Genomic DNA, 19,677 nt, shown 5'->3' on the forward strand with positions numbered 1-19,677 from the left:
TAACAATCTTATACTTAAATTTTTATGCTTTGATATTGATATTACTTTTTTACACAAGAAGAAATAATTTTATCTTAAAAAATTGAAATATGCTTTTTTTTAAAGTATAATGCTTTTGCATTTTTTGCAAAATAAATTAGGGTTTATACCAAGAAAGGAAAAGTATGAAAAAAATGCTCTTAAGTATTTTTACAACCTTTGTTGCAGTATTTTTGGCTGCTTGTGGAGGAAATTCAGATTCTGGTGCTTCAAATTCTCTTGAAAGAATCAAGCAAGATGGAGTAGTAAGAATAGGAGTTTTTGGAGATAAACCGCCTTTTGGTTATGTAGATGAAAAAGGCGTAAATCAAGGTTATGATATAGTCTTGGCGAAACGTATAGCAAAAGAACTCTTAGGAGATGAAAATAAGGTGCAGTTTGTATTAGTTGAAGCTGCAAATAGGGTGGAATTTTTAAAATCAAATAAAGTTGATATTATTTTAGCTAATTTTACTCAAACACCTGAAAGAGCAGAGCAAGTGGATTTTTGCTTACCTTATATGAAGGTAGCTTTAGGTGTGGCTGTGCCTCAAGATAGCAATATCAGTAGCATAGAAGATTTAAAAGATAAAACTTTACTTTTAAACAAAGGAACTACTGCTGATGCGTATTTTACAAAAGAATATCCTGATATTAAAACATTAAAATACGATCAAAATACCGAAACTTTTGCCGCTTTAATAGATCAAAGAGGTGATGCTTTAAGTCATGACAATACTTTGCTTTTTGCGTGGGTAAAAGAACATCCTGAATTTAAAATGGCCATTAAAGAATTGGGCAATAAAGATGTAATTGCTCCTGCTGTTAAAAAAGGTGATAAAGAGCTTAAAGAATTTATTGATAATCTAATCACAAAATTAGGAGAAGAACAATTCTTCCATAAAGCTTATGGTGAAACTTTAAAAAGTCATTTTGGAGATGATGTAAAAGCCGATGATGTAGTTATTGAAGGCGGTAAAATTTAACAAAAAAAGGGCTTTTGCCCTTTAGTTGATTTAGGATAAAATATGCAAAAAAAATACAAAAATATAATTTATGCTTCTTTGGGCGGAATTTTAGAATTTTATGATTTTGTGCTCTTTGCCTTTTTTTTGGATATTTTTGCTAAGGTTTTCTTTCCTCAAAATGATACTTTTTGGATGCAAATAAATGCTTATATAGCCTTTGGTGCTGCTTATTTGGCGCGTCCTTTTGGATCTATTGTTATGGCGCATTTTGGCGATAGATACGGGCGTAAAAATATTTTTTACATATCTATGCTTTTTATGGTTTTGCCTAGTTTTGCTTTGGTGTTTTTGCCAAGCTATGAGAGTATAGGTATACTTGCTACATTGATTTTATTTTTAATTCGCATTTTACAAGGCTTAGCTGTAGGGACAGAAGTAAGTGGAGCTTGGGTATATGTAAGTGAATTTGTTAAAGGGCGTCAAGTTCCTTTAGCTTTAGGTTTTATTTCAGCAACTTTGACTATAGGTTTATTGCTAGGAAATCTTGCCACTTTAGGGATAAGATCTTATTTTAGCGCGCAAGAGGTTGAAGAGTATGCTTGGAGAATTCCTTTTATTGTAGGAGGATTTTTTGGATTTTTTGCCTTATTTTTAAGAACAAAACTTAGCGAAACTCCTGAATTTGAAAGAATAAAAAAAGAAAATAGACTTTTAAATTTTCCTTTAAAGGACGCACTTAAAACTTATAAAACAAGCATGTTAGTATGCTTTTTAATGACCGTTGTTTTAACCAGCGGTGTAGCGACTTTGATGATACTTCCAAAATATCTTGAAGAGTTATTGTCTATAAATAAAACCTCGGCTTTATGGATACAAAATTTCGCTATTTTGGCTGTTATTTTAGGGGCATTGATTCAAGGAATTTTGGCTAGCAAGTGGGGAAGTTATAGAATTTGTTCTATTTTTAGCATAACTTTTATGTTTTTTGGCATGCTTTTTAGTTTTTATGATGCAAATTTCTTATTTTATTTTTTACTTGCTTGTTTTGCTCAAGGAATTATTACTTTTGCTCCTGTTTTTATGACTCAAATTTTCAAAAGTGAACTTAAATTCAGTGGACTTAGCTTTGCTTATAATATTTCTTATGCACTTTTAGGCTTTTTAACCCCTTTTATAGTCAATGCTTTTTATAAAGAATATATGGGTGTCTATCTTATGGTGGTAGGATGCTGCTCCTTATTTAGCGTATTTTTACTTAAGCGTATTTTTGCAAGGAGCGAGGCAAAAGAACTAAGCATTGTCTTTTAAAACTTCAAAAACAACTCTAGATATTTTTTCTACCGAAGTGATTTCGCAGTGCTCATCAGTTGAGTGGGGATTGTGGATATTTGGCCCTATAGAAGCACATAAAAGTTCTTGTTTTTTTTCTATGATGCCGCATTCTAATCCTGCATGGATAGCCGAAACTCTAGCTTTGGGCGATACTTTTTTAAGAGCTTTTAGTACTTTATCGCTCAGTGCATTAGCTTTGCCTTCCCAAGGGGGATAAAAATTAAAACTTCTTACTTTATAGCCAAAAGCTTTAAAAAATTCCATGGTTTCAAATTCTATCTGTTTTAAACCATCTAATATATTAGATCTTGCAAAAAGTGTAAATTTGATTTGTTGATTTTCCATTTTTAAAGTGGCTAGGTTGATGCTAGTTTGCACTATGCTCAAATGTTCATCATAAGCTCTAACTCCATGTGCGAAAGCATTGATGGTATTTAAAAGCTTTTCATTTTGATCGCAAATTTCAAATTCACCTTCTTCTTTAAATTCGCATTTTATCCACCCATTGCCTTTTACTTCATTTTCAAAATGCACCAAGGCTTTAGCATGCTTAGGGATAGAATTTATCCTTTCTCCACCTTCAAAAGAGATGATTTTTCCTTTATTTTCTTTGATAAATTGAGCCATTTCCTTGATAGAACTTTTTTCATTGCGCACGATATTGATCCCTGAATGCCCCCCTTTAAAATTTTGTGCTTGAAGTTCATAAATTTTACCTCTTGCTTTAAGAGTGCTAAAGCTTAGCTCAGCTTCTATATCTACTCCACCTGCACAACCTATCATGATCTCATCATCGCTTTCATGGTCTAAATTTAAAAGCATTTTGGAACTTAAAGTGTGCTCGAGTGAATTTACTCCCATGAGTCCGACTTCCTCATCATTTGTAAAAAGGCATTCTAGATTTTCAAATTCAGCCATAGCGCTCATCATAATGGCTATTCCTATGCCATTATCCGCTCCAAGACTTGAATTTTTAGCTCTTAAAAAGCCATTTTCTTCATATACTTCTACTTTTGGAGCTTCTCCCATGCAAACCATATCATAATGACTTTGGAGGCAAATTTTAGGATTTCCTTTAATAGCGTGAATATTTCCTGCTTTATCTATGCTTACTTTAAAGCCTTTATCTTTAGCATAGGAGCTTAAAAATTCTTTCATTTGTTCTGTTTGATAGCTACAATGTGGAATCTTGCACAAATTTTTAAAATTTTCTATAACATTTTGCATTCCATCTCCTTTTTTTGTTAAAATTATGGCATATTTTTAAAAATTTAAGGAAATAATGAGAATAAATTATAAAAAATTATTCAATTTAAGAAAAATTGCAAGCGATCCTAAGAAACTTTTAGCATTTTTGATTTTTGCTTTAATGATCGCTTTTGTACAAAATTATATAGTACAAAATCCTAGTTTTAAAGCTCAAGTGATTAGGGTGATTGATGGTGATACCATAGAAATTAGTACCAACAATAAAACCAGTAAAATACGATTTTTTGGCATAGATGCGCCTGAGTTAAAGCAAAATTTTGGCAAAAAATCAAAAGCAGCACTTGAGAAAATTTTAAAAGATAAGGAAGTTTATATTTTTTCTAAAAACAAAGATAATTATGGTAGAATTGTCGCTATTGTAAAGCTTAAAGATGTGGAAATTAATCAGTTTTTAGTGAGTCAAGGATATGCTTGGGCGGATACATATTACACCAATGCTTATATTAAAGAGCAAGAAAAAGCTCAAAAAAATAAACTGGGTCTTTGGAAAGATGATAATCCAATAGAGCCTTATAAATGGCGCAAACAAAATAGATTTTAAAGGCAGGTAATGAAAAAATATATTTTAATGCTAGCTTTGCTTTTTGGAATATCAGGATGTTTTGTAAATGAAAGAGGCATTTCAAATCGGTTTTATGATGATTGCCATGAATATTATGATGCAAGTGGAACTTATCATAAGGACTGCCCTAAAAATTGGGTAGATATTAAAATGACTCCTTGATGATTTATTTGCGTAAAGATGCTGATAATGCTGATCCTATCGCTTCAGGATTTACTGTGCTTGTTGGGGAATCAGGATTTTCTGCTGCTTTGGCTGTATTAAGAGGAGGTCGCTTGAGTTTAAATATATGCTCATCTATACTAACAACTTGTATGGTTGCTTCAAACATTTTAATCTCTTTTACATGTCCTACAACTTTTACATCTCGCTTTTTAGAAGTTTCATCAAATAAAGCATGAGCTTCAAGTTCTAAAACATCGCCTAATTTAAGTGGAGCATAAAAGAAACATTTTGAACCGATAACAACAGAGAATTCTTTATTGATTGAAGCTTGTGCGACATAGTTTGCAGCAGCAAAAATAAAAGCATCAAAAACTAACCCTTGTTCATCTACAACCATATCGCTTGTAGTGATGAGTATCGACTTTGCAAAATTTTTATCAAGCTCGATAATAGTTCCTGCTAAGGAGGTATTGAGTTCTGGACAAGTTAAAAGTTCAGCTCTTACACGAGAGATATCCTCAGCGGATGCATATTCTTCAAGTTGTGCATATTCTTCAAAAATATCTTTTTTTGCCATTTTTGCGCCTTTGGTGTTCTATATTATCTACTTCAAAACATTTCTTGATGCTATATCGGCTTAGTAATTAAAAAATTTATACCTTTATGCGAACATAGACTCTTTTAGGTGCCTCATAGCCCTCAATAGTGAGGTTTTTATCGTTTGGATCTAAAAAATTTTCCAAAGAAAAAGAATCAATCCATTCTGTTTTTCTTTGTTCATTTTCATCTGTTGTTTTTGTAGCTAGGACTTCAAAATATTTAAATCCTGCTCTTTCACACCAATTTTTTAAAGCGCTAATGCTAGGAACAAAATAAATATTAGGGATTTTAGAATAGGTTTTATTAGGAACTAGGGCAATTTCTCTTGGATCTTCTATATACATGGTATCTAAAAATACAGTTCCATTTTTATTTAATCCCGCCTTTAAATCTTTTAGCATTTTTATGGGATCGCTTCTGTGGTAAATCACTCCAAGACAGAAAATCACATCAAATTTCAACCCATATTTTGGCAAATCTTCTACGCCTAAAAGCTCATATTTTATAGGAGTTTTAGCAAGAGTATTTATGAGTTCAAATTGTAAGCGATATTTGATTGAAGGATCAAAGCCTATAAGTTTTTTTGGATTAAATTCAAGCATTTTAAACATATAATAGCCATTATTGCAACCAATATCAGCAACACATTTTTGAGAAATTTCACTCATAAAGGGTTTTAAGATATTGAATTTAATAAAGCTTTGCCATTCCGTATCGATAAAAAGTTCATCTATTTTAAAAGGACCTTTTCTCCATGGTTTTAATTCTTTTGTGAGTTCTAAAATTTCTTTTTTTGCTTGAGAGTTTGTTTTTAGGGTAACACTATCTTCTAAATAAAGCTTAGAATCCAGTTCGACTTCTTTCAAATTCTGAATTTTAGAAAATAGGGGATGATTTAAAAATTGTTTTTCAAGTGGATTTTCTTGCATATTTTTCCTTGATAATCTAATTTTAGAATAATAACAAAAACAATTTGATTATAGGTTAAAATATGTAAAATTATACATATAATATGTTTTTATCAGTAAAATCATTGAAGAATAGATTTTTTATGTGATAAAATATTTTATAAAAATTTACAACTAGTTAAAAAGCATAGTTTAGTTGCTTATAATTGATAAATTTTATTTTTCGTAATTTAAACTTGGTTTTACTATTGTGTAGATAGATTTATCTTTATAATAAATTCTATACTCTTTTCACAGCAAGCGATAAATTTTAAAATAATCGATCGAGTTATTTATCTCTACTTTTACTTAAGTAGAATTTATAGATAGGTAATTCATGAGGTTAAAAGTATCAGGATTGATACCTAATTCTTTGCCTATAACTTTTTAACTTTTCAATTATTTCTTGCATTTGCATGTTAAATCCTTTGATTTTAATTTTAAGAAATTTAAATATAAAAATATAAAAAGTAATGAAAAGCTTTTAATTTGAAAGGTAAAATATGGATATAAAATTTGTACTACAAATCAAAGTCAAAAAATGAAACTTCGATTTGCAAAGCTACTTTATAAAATTTTTCTATTTTAAAAATATTTATTTAGGAAAATTTAATAAAAAATAATATTTAAAAGATGAAGGATAAGTTATTCTTTTCTTTTGGTTGTCTGTATTGTTTTGAATTAGCTGACTATAATCTTGCGGTTGGTTATTTATTTTTGGAAAAATAGACCCAATTAGATTAAAAGCAAAATCCTTATTTGATTTAGTAATTTTTTTTATTTCTTGTTCAATGTTTTCAGGGATTTTTATTTCACTACTTATGTGATCATAAGGATTATATTGTTCAATAAATAACATTCTATTGTCATATATATAATCATAAAGTCTAGGTTTAAATATTTTTAATAATGTGATCACAGCAAAATCATATAAATATAATTCTTGATTTATAGCATTGACTTCAATTTTAAAAGCATTTAAAAACCTCTCCATATCTCTAATACTTTTAAAAGCATCTGCAAAATTATTTTCTTTTATTTTTTTAATAAACTCATCTTTATCCAATGCTTCATGTTTTATATGAATTGTTTTTAGTTTTTTTATAAATATATCTTTTAAGTTTTCTTGACTAACTTTAGACAATTTAATAGGAACTTGAACTATTTTTTCTATATATTTACCACCTTTATCTTTTTGAATTTTATCTAAAGCTTTAGAAACAATCTCTTCATCATAAGAAAGAATATATATGGTATTTTTAAAATCAGCTATAGATCTTACAAGTTGAAAAATTTCTTGTATATCTGTATCGGCCAATCTATCAAGATCATCAATGACTACGATTATTTTTATGTCTATATTTAATAAAGCGGTGTTAATTTCATTTTTGATTTCATCTAAACCCTTTTTCTCTGCACTTAATAGTTTGTTAAAATTATTAATAATACTTGAAGCTCGAGACATTGCCACTGAAGCAACTGGATCTGCAATCATATAAGATGACATTTTAAATAACAATGATAAATCTTCTAGTTTATTAGGTACTTCAGATAAAAATTTAAATTTTGCATGAGAATATATTTTTTTAAATTTTTAATTTTAAATTTTGGAAATGAAGCTTTACGAATTTCTTTGGCAAGCGTTGTAAAAAAATCGCTGATAAGTTTTTTTCTAGTAGAGATATTCCAAGGATTAAATTTCACTATAATGAAATTTTCATCATCTTTAAAATCCTCCAAAGTCATATTAACGAAAGAGGTCTTTCCACTACCCCAATCACCTATAATTCCAAAAGTAATACTATCTTCTTCTTTATAATTTTTAATAATTGTATTTAGTTGTTCTGCTACTGAATTTCTACTGAACAAATCCTCCTCTTTTTTCTCTATAGGTTTGTCTATATTAACGCTTTCTAATTTTTCTTGTTTGTTTTGATTATTTTCCATAAAATAAGCTCCTTTTGGTTTTTGAGATTATATATAATTTTAACTATGTTTTATGATAAAAAGAACCAAAGGTATTCTAATCACTCTTGAGAGGGTAAAAAATATTTTTGGTTTTTTGCTTTAAATAAGGAAAGATAAAAAGCTATCTATAATTTTTTAAGATCTATTGTTTAGGTTTTTACTAAAATCATCTAGAGATAGTTGGATGTTTTTTGAAAAATATCATTTGTAGTTTAAAATAGGTTCTTTGTATCGATTTTTCCTAACTTTTTGGAATAAAAAATAAAAAGTTAGGAGAAAAGTTAGGAAAAAAGTTTCAAAATGGATTTTAATGGAAAAAACTTTAATTTAGGCTTTATATAGCTACAAATGCCTATTTTATCTATATTTTATAAGTCTGATATTTATAGTAGCTTATGGTACAAATGGTGCGGTTAGCGAGATTTGAACTCGCACACGCGGAGCGCACCACCCCCTCAAGATGGCGTGTCTACCAATTCCACCATAACCGCAAATTTTAGAATTCAAAGAAATAAAAAGCCCTACTTAAAATAGAGCTTTTTTAAGATTAAGCAAAAACTATAAAAGGATTTGCATAAAGTGCTATAAGAGCAATTACAAGAGCGTAAATAACTTGCGCTTCTATCATTGCCAATGCAATAAACATTGTTGTCATTAATTTTGGCCCAAGTCCCGGGTTTCTAGCTGTTCCTGCTATAGTAGCCGCTGCAGTATTACCCATACCGATAGCACCACCTAGTGCAGCAACGCCAAGTCCTAAACCTGCCGCTAAAACAGAAAACGCTTTGATCCATACATTGATAGCTTCTTGTTCAACAGGTGCATTAGCTTCAGCTGCGAAAGCAGTTGCTGCAAGAGCTAAAAATAGAAAAAAGATTTTTTTCATTTTTGTAACCTTTCTTTAAAATTTATAGAGAGTTTTAATGTTTTAATTTTAAATCAGTTCGGCTTGCGTATCCCTACTTAAGATTTAAAACTAAGTTGAAAATATATCAAAAATTATCTTTAATTTTATTGAAATTTACTAAATTTCACATTTTTAAAGTATTTTTATTACTTTCATTAAAGATTAAAACTTTTTTTGCTTTAATAATACTTTAAAAATAATTTTTTAATACAAGGTTGTAAATTTTGAACTCTAAATTTTCGAAAATAGGTTTTATTTTAGCAGTTGCCGGTTCAGCTGTGGGCTTAGGAAATGCTTGGAAATTTCCTACTTTGGTAGGACAAAGCGGCGGTTCTGCTTTTATATTGCTTTATATTATTTTAACTTTGGGTGTAGGTTTTGTTATTTTTCTAGCCGAGCTTAGTATAGGAAAGATTAGTGAAAAAGATCCTGTTAATGCTTATGAAAAACTTGCTCCTTCAAATAAAAAAGCTTGGTCTTATGCAGGTTTTACTATGATAGGAGCAATTTTAATCGTTTCTTTTTATACTTTAGTAATTGGCTGGATACTTAAATATGCATATTTAAGTATTAGCGGAAATTTATATCCTGATCTTAATACAAGTTCTGCTGAATTTGGAAAATTAATTTCAAGTGATTTTGTAAGTCAATTTGTATGTTTTACCTTGATTTTTTTAATTGTTTTTTACACAGTATCTAAGGGTGTAAAAAATGGCATTGAAAAACTAAATGTTTGGATGATGCCAGCTTTATTTATCTTACTTGTTTTGATGCTTATTTATGCAATGACTAAAGATGGTTTTATGATGGCGGTTGAATTTCTTTTCGTGCCTGATTTTTCTAAGATTAGTACTTCTAATGTGCTTGAGGCTTTAGGACTTGCTTTTTTTAGTTTATCTTTGGGGGTAGGGACTATTATCACTTATTCAGCAAGTTTACCTGAGCGTACAAATTTTATTACCAGCACTCTAAATATCATTTTTATCAATCTTTTAATCGGACTTTTAATGGGTTTAGTCGTTTTTACCTTTATCTTTGAGTTTGGTTTTGATGCAAGCAAAGAGGGTCCAGGTCTGATTTTCGTTTCTTTAGCGACTTTATTTCAAAAACTTGGAGCTATAGGACATATTTTAGGAGCAGCTTTTTTTATATCTTTGATTTTTGCAGGTATTACTTCAGCAGTTTCAATGATAGAGCCTTTTGCTTTTTACTTAATTAATAGCTTTGGAATGAGCCGTAAAAAAGCTTTAATTTTGATAGGAATTATAGTTTATACTTTAGGAATTTTGTGTATTTTGTCTTCTTTGGATTCAACTGCATTTAAAATTTTTGGTCTTAGTGTTTTTGATCTTTTAGACACTTTATCAAGTAAAATTATTATGCCTTTGGGTGGAATTTTAGCTGCTATTTTTGTGGGTTTTGTGATCAAAAAAGAAGCTTTGCAAATTTTATTTGGTCCTTATATGAAGGGTATATTTTTTGAACTTTGGTATATCTTTTTAAGATTTATTTCGCCTTTGGCGGTTATTGTTGTTATGATTAGTGCTTTTTTAAAGTAAAATCGGATTAAAAATGAGAACATATTTTTCAAAAATAGGTTTCATTTTAGCTGTTGCAGGCGGGGCTGTAGGTTTGGGAAATGCTTGGAAATTTCCAACCCTAAGCGCTGAAAATGGCGGTTTTGTTTTTGTTCTTTTGTATTTATTTTTTACTCTTAGTATAGGGTTTAGTATCTTTTTAGCTGAAGTATCAATGGGGCGTTTAAGTAGAAGTGATTTAGCAAATGCTTACTATACTCTTGCAAAAAGTCATGCCAGAAGATGGCGTTATGGTGGAATTTTCACCTTAGGTGGAATTTTTGTTCTTTCTTTTTATTTGGTAATTATGGGTTGGGTTTTAAAATATGCCTTGACTAGTCTTTATTATTTACCTAAAAATTTAGAGCAAGCAGGAAGTGATTTTTCTACTTTAATCAGTGCTGATTTAAGCAATTCTATTTTATTTTTTTCTTTATCTTTTTTTCTTACTTTATTGATTGTGTCTAAGGGTTTAATAAAAGGCATTGAAAGACTGAATGTGGTTATAATGCCAAGTCTTTTTATCATGCTTATTTTTATGCTACTTTATTGTATGAGTTTTCAAAATGGTTTTAAGCAAGCTTTTTCTTATCTTTTTTATCCTGATTTTTCAAATTTTAAATTAAGTTCTATTGCTGAAGCTTTAGGGCTTGCTTTTTTTACATTATGTTTAGGAATAGGCTGTATAGTGACTTATTCTGCGGCTTTAAGCAAAAAAATAAATTTTATCAAAAGTTCTATTTTTATAGTTTTGATTAATCTTCTTATCTCATTTATCATGGGGCTTATAGTTTTTACTTTTATATTTGAATTTGAGGCAAATCCAAATATACAAGGTCCAGGAATAGTATTTGTATCTTTGATGAGTTTATTTAATGAGCTTGGAATTTTAGGTTATGTTTTAGCCTTTTGTTTTTTCTTGGCACTTTTTTTCGCAGGTGTTACTTCTGCGGTTTCAATGATAGAGCCTCTGACTTTCTATGTGGTTAATAATTATAAAATTTCTCGTATTAAAGCTTTATCATTTATAGGTTTTATCGTTTTTGTATTGGGAATTTGTTGTATTTTATCTTTAAATACTCATTTTTCTAGTTTATTTAGTATTTTTGGAAAAGATTTTTTTACTCTTTTAGATAAGGTGACTTCTAATATATTACTTCCCCTAGGGGCGATTGTAAGTTCTATATTTGTAGGTTTTTTTGTGGATAAAAAGCGAATTTATAAAATATTTTCCAAATTTGTAAATCGTCAAATATTTACAATTTGGCTATTTTTTATTCGTTTTATATCACCTATAGCAATTATTTGCATAATGTGTTATCAAATTTTTGTTAAAATTTCTTAATTATTTCATATAAGGAAAATAAATGGCTAAAAAATTTATAGATGTTATGGATACAAGTTTTAGAGATGGTTTTCAATCTGTTTACGGGGCTAGAGTCTTAATGCAAGATTTTTTTCCAGCAGTAGAAGCAGCCAAAGAAGCAGGGATAACTCATTTTGAATTTGGAGGTGGAGCAAGGTTTCAAAGCCTTTATTTTTACCTTAATGAAGATGCTTTTGAAATGATGGATAAATTCCGTTCGATTGTTGGAAAAGATGCGAATTTGCAAACTTTAGCAAGAGGTGTAAATACTGTTACTTTGGATACAGGAAGTAAAGAGCTTATTGATTTACATGCCAAACTTTTTGCTAAGCATGGCACTACAACAATTAGAAATTTCGATGCTTTAAACGATGTAAATAATCTTAAATTCAGTGGAGAATGTATTAAAAAATACAGCTTAAAACATGAAATCACAATTACTTTAATGGATTTACCACCAAATTGTCAAGGTGCCCACGATGTACCATTTTATGAAAGAATATTAAAAGAAATTTTAGCTGCTGAAATTCCTTTTGATAGTATTTGTTTTAAGGATGCTAGCGGAACTTCAAATCCAAATAAAATTTATGAAACCATTAAAATGGCTAGAAAAAATTTACCACAAGATGTGCATATAAGACTTCATACGCATGAAACTGCAGGAGTGAGTATAGCTTGTTATTTAGCAGCATTGGAAGCTGGGGTTGATGGTATAGATTTAGCAGCAGCTCCTGTGAGTGGGGGTACTTCACAGCCTGATATTTTAACTATGATGCATGCTTTAAAAGGTAAAAATTATGATTTGGGTGGATTAGAAGAAGAAAAGATTTTAAAATACGAAGCAGTTTTAAAAGATTCTTTAAAAGAGTATTTTTTACCGCCTGAAGCTACAATGGTAAGTCCTTTAATCCCATTCTCTCCTATGCCAGGAGGAGCTTTAACTGCCAATACTCAAATGATGAGGGATAATAATATACTCGATAAATTCCCAGAAGTTATTCATGCTATGCGTGAAGTTGTGGAAAAAGGTGGTTTTGGAACTTCTGTAACTCCTGTTTCTCAATTTTATTTTCAACAAGCTTTTAACAATGTCATGTTTGGACCTTGGGAAAAAATTGCTGAAGGTTATGGAAAAATGGTATTGGGATATTTTGGTAAAACTCCTGTCGAGCCTGATGCTGAAGTTAAAAAACTTGCAGCTAAACAGCTAAATTTAGAGCCCACTACAGAACTTGCTATCGATATAGCGGATAAGGATGAAACCAAAAGTATAGCCTATGTTAAGAGTTTACTTGAAAAAGAGGGCATAGCGGTAAGCGAGGAAAATATTTTCATTGCAGCAGCTTGTAAAGAAAAAGGTATAGCGTATTTAAAAGGTGAAGCTAAAGTTAATGTGCGCAAGAATGTGTCTGCGCCAAAACAAAATTCTACTGGTATTGATGAGAATAAATTTACAGTTTCAGTTAATGGAAACAAATATCATGTAGAAATAAGTGCAGGCTTTGATAAAGATGTAAATATTAAAAGTATTCACAAAGCAGATACTCAAGAAGATATAATGCAAGATGCGGATTCAAGCGAAGGTATACAAGCTGGAATTTCGGGTAATGTATTTAAAATTTATATTAATGAAGGTGAAGAGGTAAAATCGGGTCAAGTTGTTATGATTTTAGAAGCTATGAAAATGGAGATAGAGGTTAGTGCACCAAAAGATGGCATAATAGAAAAAATTTGTGTCAAGACGGGTGATAGTGTTAGCGAAAATAATTTAGTCGCAATATATAAAAATAATTGAGGTTTTAAATGAAGAAATTTGAAAATTTAGGTTTGGAAAATATAAAAAAAGTTTATCATAATTTAAGTTTTGATGAACTCTATGAACATGAGAAAAAGAATGAAGAGGGGCAATGCACGGATAATGGAACTTTTACTGTAGATACGGGAATTTTTACAGGAAGAAGTCCAAAGGATAAATATTTTGTAAAACAAGACCCTTCTAGCAAGTATATAGCTTGGGGTAAAGTCAATCAAGCAATCACTAAAGAACTTTTTGATGAGCTTTTAATGAAGGCTAGAAAAGAATTAAGCAATAAAGAAATTTATGTGCAAGATGTTTTTTGCGGCGCTTCTTTGAAAAGTCGTAAGGCTATAAGATTTGTAACTGAAATTGCATGGCAAGCACATTTTGTAAAAAATATGTTCATTCGTCCTAATGATAAAGAGCTTGATGAATTTAAAGCCGATTTTATCGTTTATAATGCATGCAAATGTGTCAATAAAGACTATGAAAAGAATGGTTTAAATTCTGAAGTTTTTGTGATTTTTAACATAGAAGAAAATATTGCAGTTATTGGCGGAACTTGGTATGGCGGCGAGATGAAAAAAGGAATTTTTTCCATGATGAATTATTGGCTACCTCTTGAAAATAAGCTTTCTATGCATTGTAGTGCAAATGTTGGTGAAAAAGGCGATGTTGCACTTTTCTTTGGCCTGAGTGGCACTGGAAAAACAACTCTTTCTACCGATCCAAAAAGAAAGCTTATAGGCGATGACGAGCATGGATGGGATGATGAAGGAGTGTTTAACTTCGAGGGTGGATGTTATGCAAAAACTATCAATCTTGATCCTGAGAGTGAACCTGAAATTTATGGAGCGATTAAGAGAAATGCACTTTTGGAAAATGTGGTTTTAAGAAGTGATAAGAGCGTAGATTATAGCGATGCTTCAAAGACTGAAAATACTAGAGTTTCTTATCCTATAGAACATATAGAAAATCATGAACCAAGCTTAAAAGCAGGTCATCCAAAAAATATTATTTTTCTAAGTGCAGATGCTTTTGGAATTTTACCTCCTGTAAGCAAACTTAGCAAAGAGCAGGCTATGTATTATTTTTTAAGTGGTTATACAGCAAAAGTAGCTGGAACAGAAAGAGGGATTACAGAGCCTCAAGCTACTTTTTCAGCTTGCTTTGGCGAGCCTTTTATGCCTTTGCATCCAACAGTTTATGCAAGATTGCTTGGAGAAAAAATTGACAAACATGAAGTAAATGTTTATCTTGTTAATACAGGCTGGAGCGGTGGAAGCTATGGCGTGGGCAAAAGAATGAGTATAAAGGCTACTAGAGCTTGCATTAATGCTATTTTAGATGGAAGTATTACACAGTGTGAATTTGAAAATTTTGATGTATTTAATTTAGCTATTCCTAAAACTTTAGCTGGTGTGGAAAGCTCTCTTTTAAATCCTATCAATACTTGGAAAGATAAGGATGAATTTATCGCCACTAGAAATAAATTAGCAAAAATGTTCAGCGATAATTTCAAACGCTATGAAGATGTCAAAGAGGGTGTAGAATACAGTCAGTTTGGACCTAAAATTTAAGGCGCATTGATGAAAAATGAGATGTGGTCAGGACGCTTTAGCGAAGCAAGTAACGAACTCTTAAAAGAATTTAATGCAAGTTTAAATATAGATAGAGCTTTGTATGTGGAAGACATACAGGGTTCTATTGCTCATGCTACTATGCTTGAAAATTGCGGAATCTTAAAAAAAGATGAGCTAGAGGCTATTGTAAAAGGTTTAGAGCAGGTTAGAGTCGAGATAGAGCAAAATCGCTTTGTTTTCAATATAGAAGATGAAGACATTCATATGGCTATAGAAAAGCGTTTAAGTGAGCTTATAGGAAGTGAAATAGGCGGAAGACTTCACACAGCTCGCAGTCGCAATGATCAGGTTGCAACTGATTTTAAATTATTTACCAAAAAGTCCCATTTAGAACTTATAATGCTTTTAAAAGAACTTATCCAAACTCTACTTTCTCATGCTAGAGCGCATAAAAGAACTATTATGCCAAGCTTTACGCATTTGCAACATGCACAACCTATAAGTTTTTCTTTTTATATCTTAAGCTATGCTTTTATGTTTATGCGTGATATCAAGCGTTTGCAAAATAGTTTAGAGCTTGCGGATTTTTCCCCGCTAGGTTCTTGTGCTTGTGCGGGAACTAGCTATGCAACAAATCGCAATCTTAGCGCTCAAATTTTAGGCTTTAAAGACATTATGCCAAATGCCATGGATGGAGTGAGTGATAGGGATTTTGCGCTTGATTTACTTTATGATATAGCAGTGATTTTTACACACACTTCAAGACTTTGCGAAGAGATGATTTTATTTTCTGCTTCAGAATTTGGATTTTTAACCATAAGCGATAGTTTTTCAACAGGAAGTTCTATCATGCCACAGAAAAAAAATCCCGATGTTTGCGAACTTATACGCGGAAAAACAGGGCGTGTTTATGGAAATTTGATTTCTCTTTTAACGATTATGAAGGCACTTCCTTTAGCTTACAATAAAGACATGCAAGAAGATAAAGAAGGACTTTTTGATAGTGTTAAAACAGCAAAAGATAGTTTGATTATTTTAAATGCTATGTTAAAAGAAGTAAAAATCAATGAAGAAAATATGTTAAAATCTTGCAAAAAAGGGCATTTGTTGGCTACAGATTTGGCAGATTATTTAGTGCGAGAAAAAAATATTCCTTTTAGAAAAGCGCATTTTATAGTCGGTAATGTGGTCGCACAAGCTGAAAAACAAGGGATTGATATAAGTGATATCGAAGATCTTTCAAAAATAGATCCTATCTTTGATGAAAAAGCGATGAAATTGCTTGATTTTGAAAATTCTTTAAATTCTAAACAAAGTGAAGGTTCAAGCTCAGTTGCTAGTGTAGAAAAACAAATTCAAATTTTAGAAAAATTTCTTGAATGTTTAGGCTAATTTTGCCTAAACATTAAATCTAAAGTGCATCACATCGCCATCTAAGACGATATAATCTTTTCCTTCAAGACGCAATTTTCCCGCCTCTTTAGCGCCATTTTCTCCTTTGTAGGTGATAAAATCTTCATAAGAAATCACTTCTGCTTTGATAAAACCTTTTTCAAAATCATTATGAATCACGCTAGCAGCTTTTGGAGCTTTCCAGCCTTTTTTAATAGTCCAAGAACGCACTTCTAAAACTCCTGCTGTAAAATAGCTTATGAGTCCAAGTTTAGAAAAAGCAGTGCGTATGATTTGATCAAGCCCACTTTCATTTACACCTAAAGAGCTTAGAAATTCAGCACTTTCCTCATTACTTAAGCCAACTAATTCTTCTTCTATCTTAGCACAAAGCTTGATAACTTCGTGATTGTTCTTATTAGCATAGTCTTTTAAAATTTTTACATACTCGTTATCTTCGCTAATACCATTTTCATCAACATTTGCCCCATAAATCACTTCTTTGGCAGAAAGAAGTCTTAGCTCTTTATTTAAAGCTTGAAAAATCTCATCTTCTTTTTGCAAATAGGTGCTAGCTGGAAGACCTTTATTTAAATGTTCAAGCAAAGAATTTGCCATTTCTAGACTTTCTTTTGCACCTTTGGTATTTGCTCTAGCTTCTTTATTGAGTTTTTCTATTTTTTTACCAAGCTGTTCTATATCTGCTAAAATAAGCTCTGTATTAATGATCTCAACATCCCTTAAAGGATCAACGCCTCCTTCAACATGGGTGATGTTTTCTTCATCAAAACATCGCACAATGTGTAAAATTACTTCTGTTTCACGTATATTGGAGAGAAACTTATTTCCCAATCCCTCGCCCTTGCTCGCACCTTTTACAAGCCCTGCAATATCTACAAATTCTATCAATGAATGCATAATTCTTTCAGGTTTTACAATTTTGGCAAGTTCATTTAATCTTAGATCAGGAACTTCAACCATAGCCTTATTAGGTTCTATGGTACAAAAGGGATAATTTGCACTTTGTGCATTTTGTGCCTTGGTTAAGGCATTAAAAGTAGTTGATTTTCCAACATTTGGAAGACCTACTATACCGACGCTTAAACTCATTTATTTTTCCTTAAAAGATGAATTAAAAAATTAACACACATTCTAACTCCTGTTCCACCCGCACCAAAGCTATTATAGCCCCAAGATTTTTCTATATAAGCAGGTCCTGCTATGTCAAGGTGGAGCCATTTATCTTTATATTCTTTGCGTATGAATTTATCTAAAAACAACCCAGCTGTAATTGCACCACCATAACGACTAGAAGCAGAATTACTAACATCAGCAATATTTGACTTTATAAGTTCTTTTAAATGCGGGTTAAAGTGTAGTATGGTTGTATATTCTCCACTTTTTTTAGAGCTTAAATAAAATTCATTTTGCAATTCTTCATTATTTCCCATAATACCACTTGTAAATTCCCCAAGCCCCACAACGCAAGCTCCTGTAAGAGTCGCCATATCAATGAGTAAATCAGGTTTTAAATCCTGAGCATAAGATAAACAATCAGCTAAAACCAAACGCCCTTCAGCATCGGTATTTCTTACTTCTATACTCACGCCTTCGCGCGAAATTAAAACATCATCTGGTTTATAAGCGTTTCCACCTATCATATTTTCAGTTGCACCTAAGATACAATGTACTTCTAATTCTAAAGCGAGCTCGGCAACCGCTTTAATAATTCCCATCGCAGCTGCAGCTCCGCTTTTATCCGCTTTCATAGTAAGCATATAATCAGCAGGTTTTAGGCTCAAGCCACCACTATCGTAAGTTAAGCCTTTGCCTACAAATACTATACGCTTTTTAGCATTTTTAGCTTTATAGCTAAGGTGGATCAGACGCGGCGGATGAGCAGAAGCACGATTGACAGCTAAGAATGCATTCATTTTTTCTTTAGCAAGAAATTTTTCATCGCAAATTTTGCATGTGATATTTTTATTTTTTTTAGCTAAATTTTGAGCATCTTCCGCCATTTTTAAAGGAGTATAAATTTCAGGAATTTCATTAACTATATCTTTGGCAAAATTTGTCGCATTGGCTAGAATTTCACCGCGTAAAAGACCTATTTTTGCTTCATCGAGATTAAATTTTTTAGCATTTAGTTCTTCGGCAGAAATTATAAATTTTTCTAAAGTGCTTTCTTTTTTTTCGCTTTTGTATTTATCAAAATTATAAGCTCCAAAAAGCACACCTTCAACCAAAGAAGTAAAACTTCTCACAACGCAATCACCTAATATGCTAGGAAGTTTTACGCTTTTAATGTTTAATTTTTCTAAATTTTTATAAGCAGTGTAAAGTGCTAATCTTATATCCTCATAATTTAAACTTTTAAGTTCTATAAATAATCTTTTATTGTTTAAATCGAGTAAAATTCCCTCGCCTGTATAGTTATTTAATTTAAAAAAATCTTTTTCATTTGTGAATGGTTTTAGATTTTTATCTTGTATAAAAACAAGTTCAAAATCTGCTTTTATACCATGAATTTTTTTATCACTTAATTCAAATATCATTTTTTTTCCTTTTTTCTTTAAGTATAGCTTTTTCAATTTGTTTAAAGGTGAAAACAAGTAAAGATAAAAAACATATTATCATAATAGCAGCTAAATACCAATGATTTTTAGCCCAGGTTAAAAAATTCTGGATTAAATTACCAAAATGCCAAGCTAAAAGTATGGTAATAGCAGCCCAAACCCAAGCGCTAAGAAGATTGATAATGGCAAATTTTTTAGCACTATAACGCGTAATACCTATGCTCATAGGGATTACAGTTCTAAAACCATACATATAGCGTTGTATAAAAATAATAGGCCAACCAAAACGCTGTAAAAGTAAGTGCGCTACGGCGAATTTACGCCTTTGCGAACGGAGTTTCTTTTGAATATAGCGTTTGTTATATCTTCCTATATAAAAATAAATTTGATCCCCAACAAAGCCACCCAAGCCAGCTATAAATATAGCTAATACTACATGCATTTTTCCATCATGGGCTGCAAGTCCAGCAAAAATAAGTCCAAGCTCACCCTCTAAAATACTCCAGCAAAAAAGTATCAAGTAGCCCCAAGTTTCAACATGTTCATTCCAAATTCTTATAATAAATTCTTCCAAGGAGAAATCATTTTTAACCAAACCATGAATCACATAAATTATTAGAGCAATTAAAACGATAAAGATAAAAAA

The 19,677-nt window shown here is 31.0% G+C and carries 18 protein-coding genes and 1 tRNA gene; 9 read left to right on the forward strand and 10 right to left on the reverse strand.

All coding sequences use genetic code 11. The features are described 5' to 3' along the window. Positions 1-164: 164 nt before the first annotated feature. Together FOC43_RS02750 and FOC43_RS02755 are read left to right on the forward strand one after the other, a co-directional pair. The gene (locus FOC43_RS02750; protein ID WP_004284044.1) at positions 165-1,004 is read left to right on the forward strand and encodes a cysteine ABC transporter substrate-binding protein; all 840 of its coding nucleotides are present in this window, start codon (positions 165-167) and stop codon (positions 1,002-1,004) included. 42 nt (positions 1,005-1,046) lie between these two features. Continuing rightward, positions 1,047-2,294 carry an MFS transporter gene (locus tag FOC43_RS02755; protein WP_002806349.1) on the forward strand — a complete coding sequence of 416 codons (1,248 nt, stop codon included), beginning with the start codon at positions 1,047-1,049 and terminating at the stop codon, positions 2,292-2,294. Here FOC43_RS02755 and FOC43_RS02760 read toward each other — a convergent pair. Then, on the reverse strand, positions 2,277-3,545 hold the full coding sequence (locus tag FOC43_RS02760; RefSeq protein WP_002778964.1) for a M20/M25/M40 family metallo-hydrolase: 1,269 nt from the start codon (positions 3,543-3,545) through the stop codon (positions 2,277-2,279). The two genes, FOC43_RS02755 and FOC43_RS02760, sit on opposite strands and share 18 nt — an antisense overlap. 55 nt (positions 3,546-3,600) lie before the next feature. On the opposite strand from FOC43_RS02760, the gene FOC43_RS02765 reads away from it, so the two are divergent. After that, a complete protein-coding gene (locus FOC43_RS02765) occupies positions 3,601-4,128 on the forward strand; it encodes a thermonuclease family protein (protein ID WP_004284047.1) in 528 nt (175 codons plus the stop codon). Between the two features lie 9 nt (positions 4,129-4,137). After that, positions 4,138-4,311: a hypothetical protein gene (locus FOC43_RS02770; protein WP_002778960.1), complete on the forward strand. Its 174-nt coding sequence runs from the start codon at positions 4,138-4,140 to the stop codon at positions 4,309-4,311. A gap of 4 nt (positions 4,312-4,315) precedes the next feature. On the opposite strand, the gene FOC43_RS02775 is transcribed toward FOC43_RS02770, so the two are convergent. The 6 genes from FOC43_RS02775 to FOC43_RS02800 form a co-directional block, all read right to left on the reverse strand. Beyond that, positions 4,316-4,891, reverse strand: coding sequence for a PaaI family thioesterase (locus FOC43_RS02775; RefSeq protein ID WP_002778957.1), 576 nt, complete (start codon positions 4,889-4,891; stop codon positions 4,316-4,318). Positions 4,892-4,967: 76 nt separating this feature from the next. Continuing rightward, complete coding sequence (cmoB, locus tag FOC43_RS02780; protein WP_002790667.1) at positions 4,968-5,843, reverse strand: tRNA 5-methoxyuridine(34)/uridine 5-oxyacetic acid(34) synthase CmoB; 876 nt, start codon at positions 5,841-5,843, stop codon at positions 4,968-4,970. A gap of 613 nt (positions 5,844-6,456) precedes the next feature. Next, on the reverse strand, positions 6,457-7,356 hold the full coding sequence (locus FOC43_RS02785) for a P-loop NTPase fold protein (protein WP_002805646.1): 900 nt from the start codon (positions 7,354-7,356) through the stop codon (positions 6,457-6,459). A 35-nt stretch (positions 7,357-7,391) separates the two neighbouring features. Continuing rightward, complete coding sequence (locus FOC43_RS09060) at positions 7,392-7,808, reverse strand: P-loop NTPase fold protein (RefSeq protein WP_002778951.1); 417 nt, start codon at positions 7,806-7,808, stop codon at positions 7,392-7,394. Between the two features lie 426 nt (positions 7,809-8,234). Then, positions 8,235-8,320: transfer RNA gene (locus tag FOC43_RS02795), tRNA-Leu, on the reverse strand. A 56-nt stretch (positions 8,321-8,376) separates the two neighbouring features. After that, positions 8,377-8,715, reverse strand: a complete 339-nt coding sequence (locus FOC43_RS02800) for a F0F1 ATP synthase subunit C (protein WP_002785015.1) — start codon at positions 8,713-8,715, stop codon at positions 8,377-8,379. Between the two features lie 245 nt (positions 8,716-8,960). Here FOC43_RS02800 and FOC43_RS02805 point away from each other — a divergent pair, with 245 nt between their 5' ends. The 5 genes from FOC43_RS02805 to argH are packed head-to-tail and all read left to right on the forward strand — an operon-like array spanning position 8,961 to position 16,452. Next, positions 8,961-10,295, forward strand: coding sequence for a sodium-dependent transporter (locus FOC43_RS02805; protein ID WP_002785017.1), 1,335 nt, complete (start codon positions 8,961-8,963; stop codon positions 10,293-10,295). A 13-nt stretch (positions 10,296-10,308) separates the two neighbouring features. After that, complete coding sequence (locus FOC43_RS02810; protein WP_004284053.1) at positions 10,309-11,658, forward strand: sodium-dependent transporter; 1,350 nt, start codon at positions 10,309-10,311, stop codon at positions 11,656-11,658. Between the two features lie 22 nt (positions 11,659-11,680). Then, the gene (locus tag FOC43_RS02815; protein WP_004284055.1) at positions 11,681-13,474 is read left to right on the forward strand and encodes a biotin/lipoyl-containing protein; all 1,794 of its coding nucleotides are present in this window, start codon (positions 11,681-11,683) and stop codon (positions 13,472-13,474) included. Between the two features lie 8 nt (positions 13,475-13,482). Beyond that, a complete protein-coding gene (gene pckA, locus FOC43_RS02820; protein WP_002779616.1) occupies positions 13,483-15,057 on the forward strand; it encodes a phosphoenolpyruvate carboxykinase (ATP) in 1,575 nt (524 codons plus the stop codon). 9 nt (positions 15,058-15,066) lie between these two features. Further along, on the forward strand, positions 15,067-16,452 hold the full coding sequence (gene argH, locus FOC43_RS02825) for an argininosuccinate lyase (RefSeq protein WP_002779615.1): 1,386 nt from the start codon (positions 15,067-15,069) through the stop codon (positions 16,450-16,452). A 6-nt stretch (positions 16,453-16,458) separates the two neighbouring features. Here the strand turns inward: argH and ychF are convergent, their stop codons facing one another. From ychF to FOC43_RS02840, 3 genes are read right to left on the reverse strand one after another with little or no spacing between them, the layout of a single operon-like run. Further along, on the reverse strand, positions 16,459-17,562 hold the full coding sequence (gene ychF / locus FOC43_RS02830; protein ID WP_002779614.1) for a redox-regulated ATPase YchF: 1,104 nt from the start codon (positions 17,560-17,562) through the stop codon (positions 16,459-16,461). Beyond that, positions 17,559-19,010, reverse strand: coding sequence for a leucyl aminopeptidase (locus FOC43_RS02835; protein WP_002799702.1), 1,452 nt, complete (start codon positions 19,008-19,010; stop codon positions 17,559-17,561). Before FOC43_RS02835 ends, ychF begins: the two co-directional genes overlap by 4 nt. Next, entirely contained in the window at positions 19,000-19,605 is a 606-nt protein-coding gene (locus FOC43_RS02840; RefSeq protein WP_002781708.1) for a DedA family protein, read from the reverse strand. The genes FOC43_RS02835 and FOC43_RS02840 overlap by 11 nt, the downstream gene beginning before the upstream one ends. Between the last annotated feature and the right edge of the window lie 72 nt (positions 19,606-19,677).

Source organism: Campylobacter coli (genome assembly GCF_009730395.1).
Classification (GTDB): domain Bacteria; phylum Campylobacterota; class Campylobacteria; order Campylobacterales; family Campylobacteraceae; genus Campylobacter_D; species Campylobacter_D coli.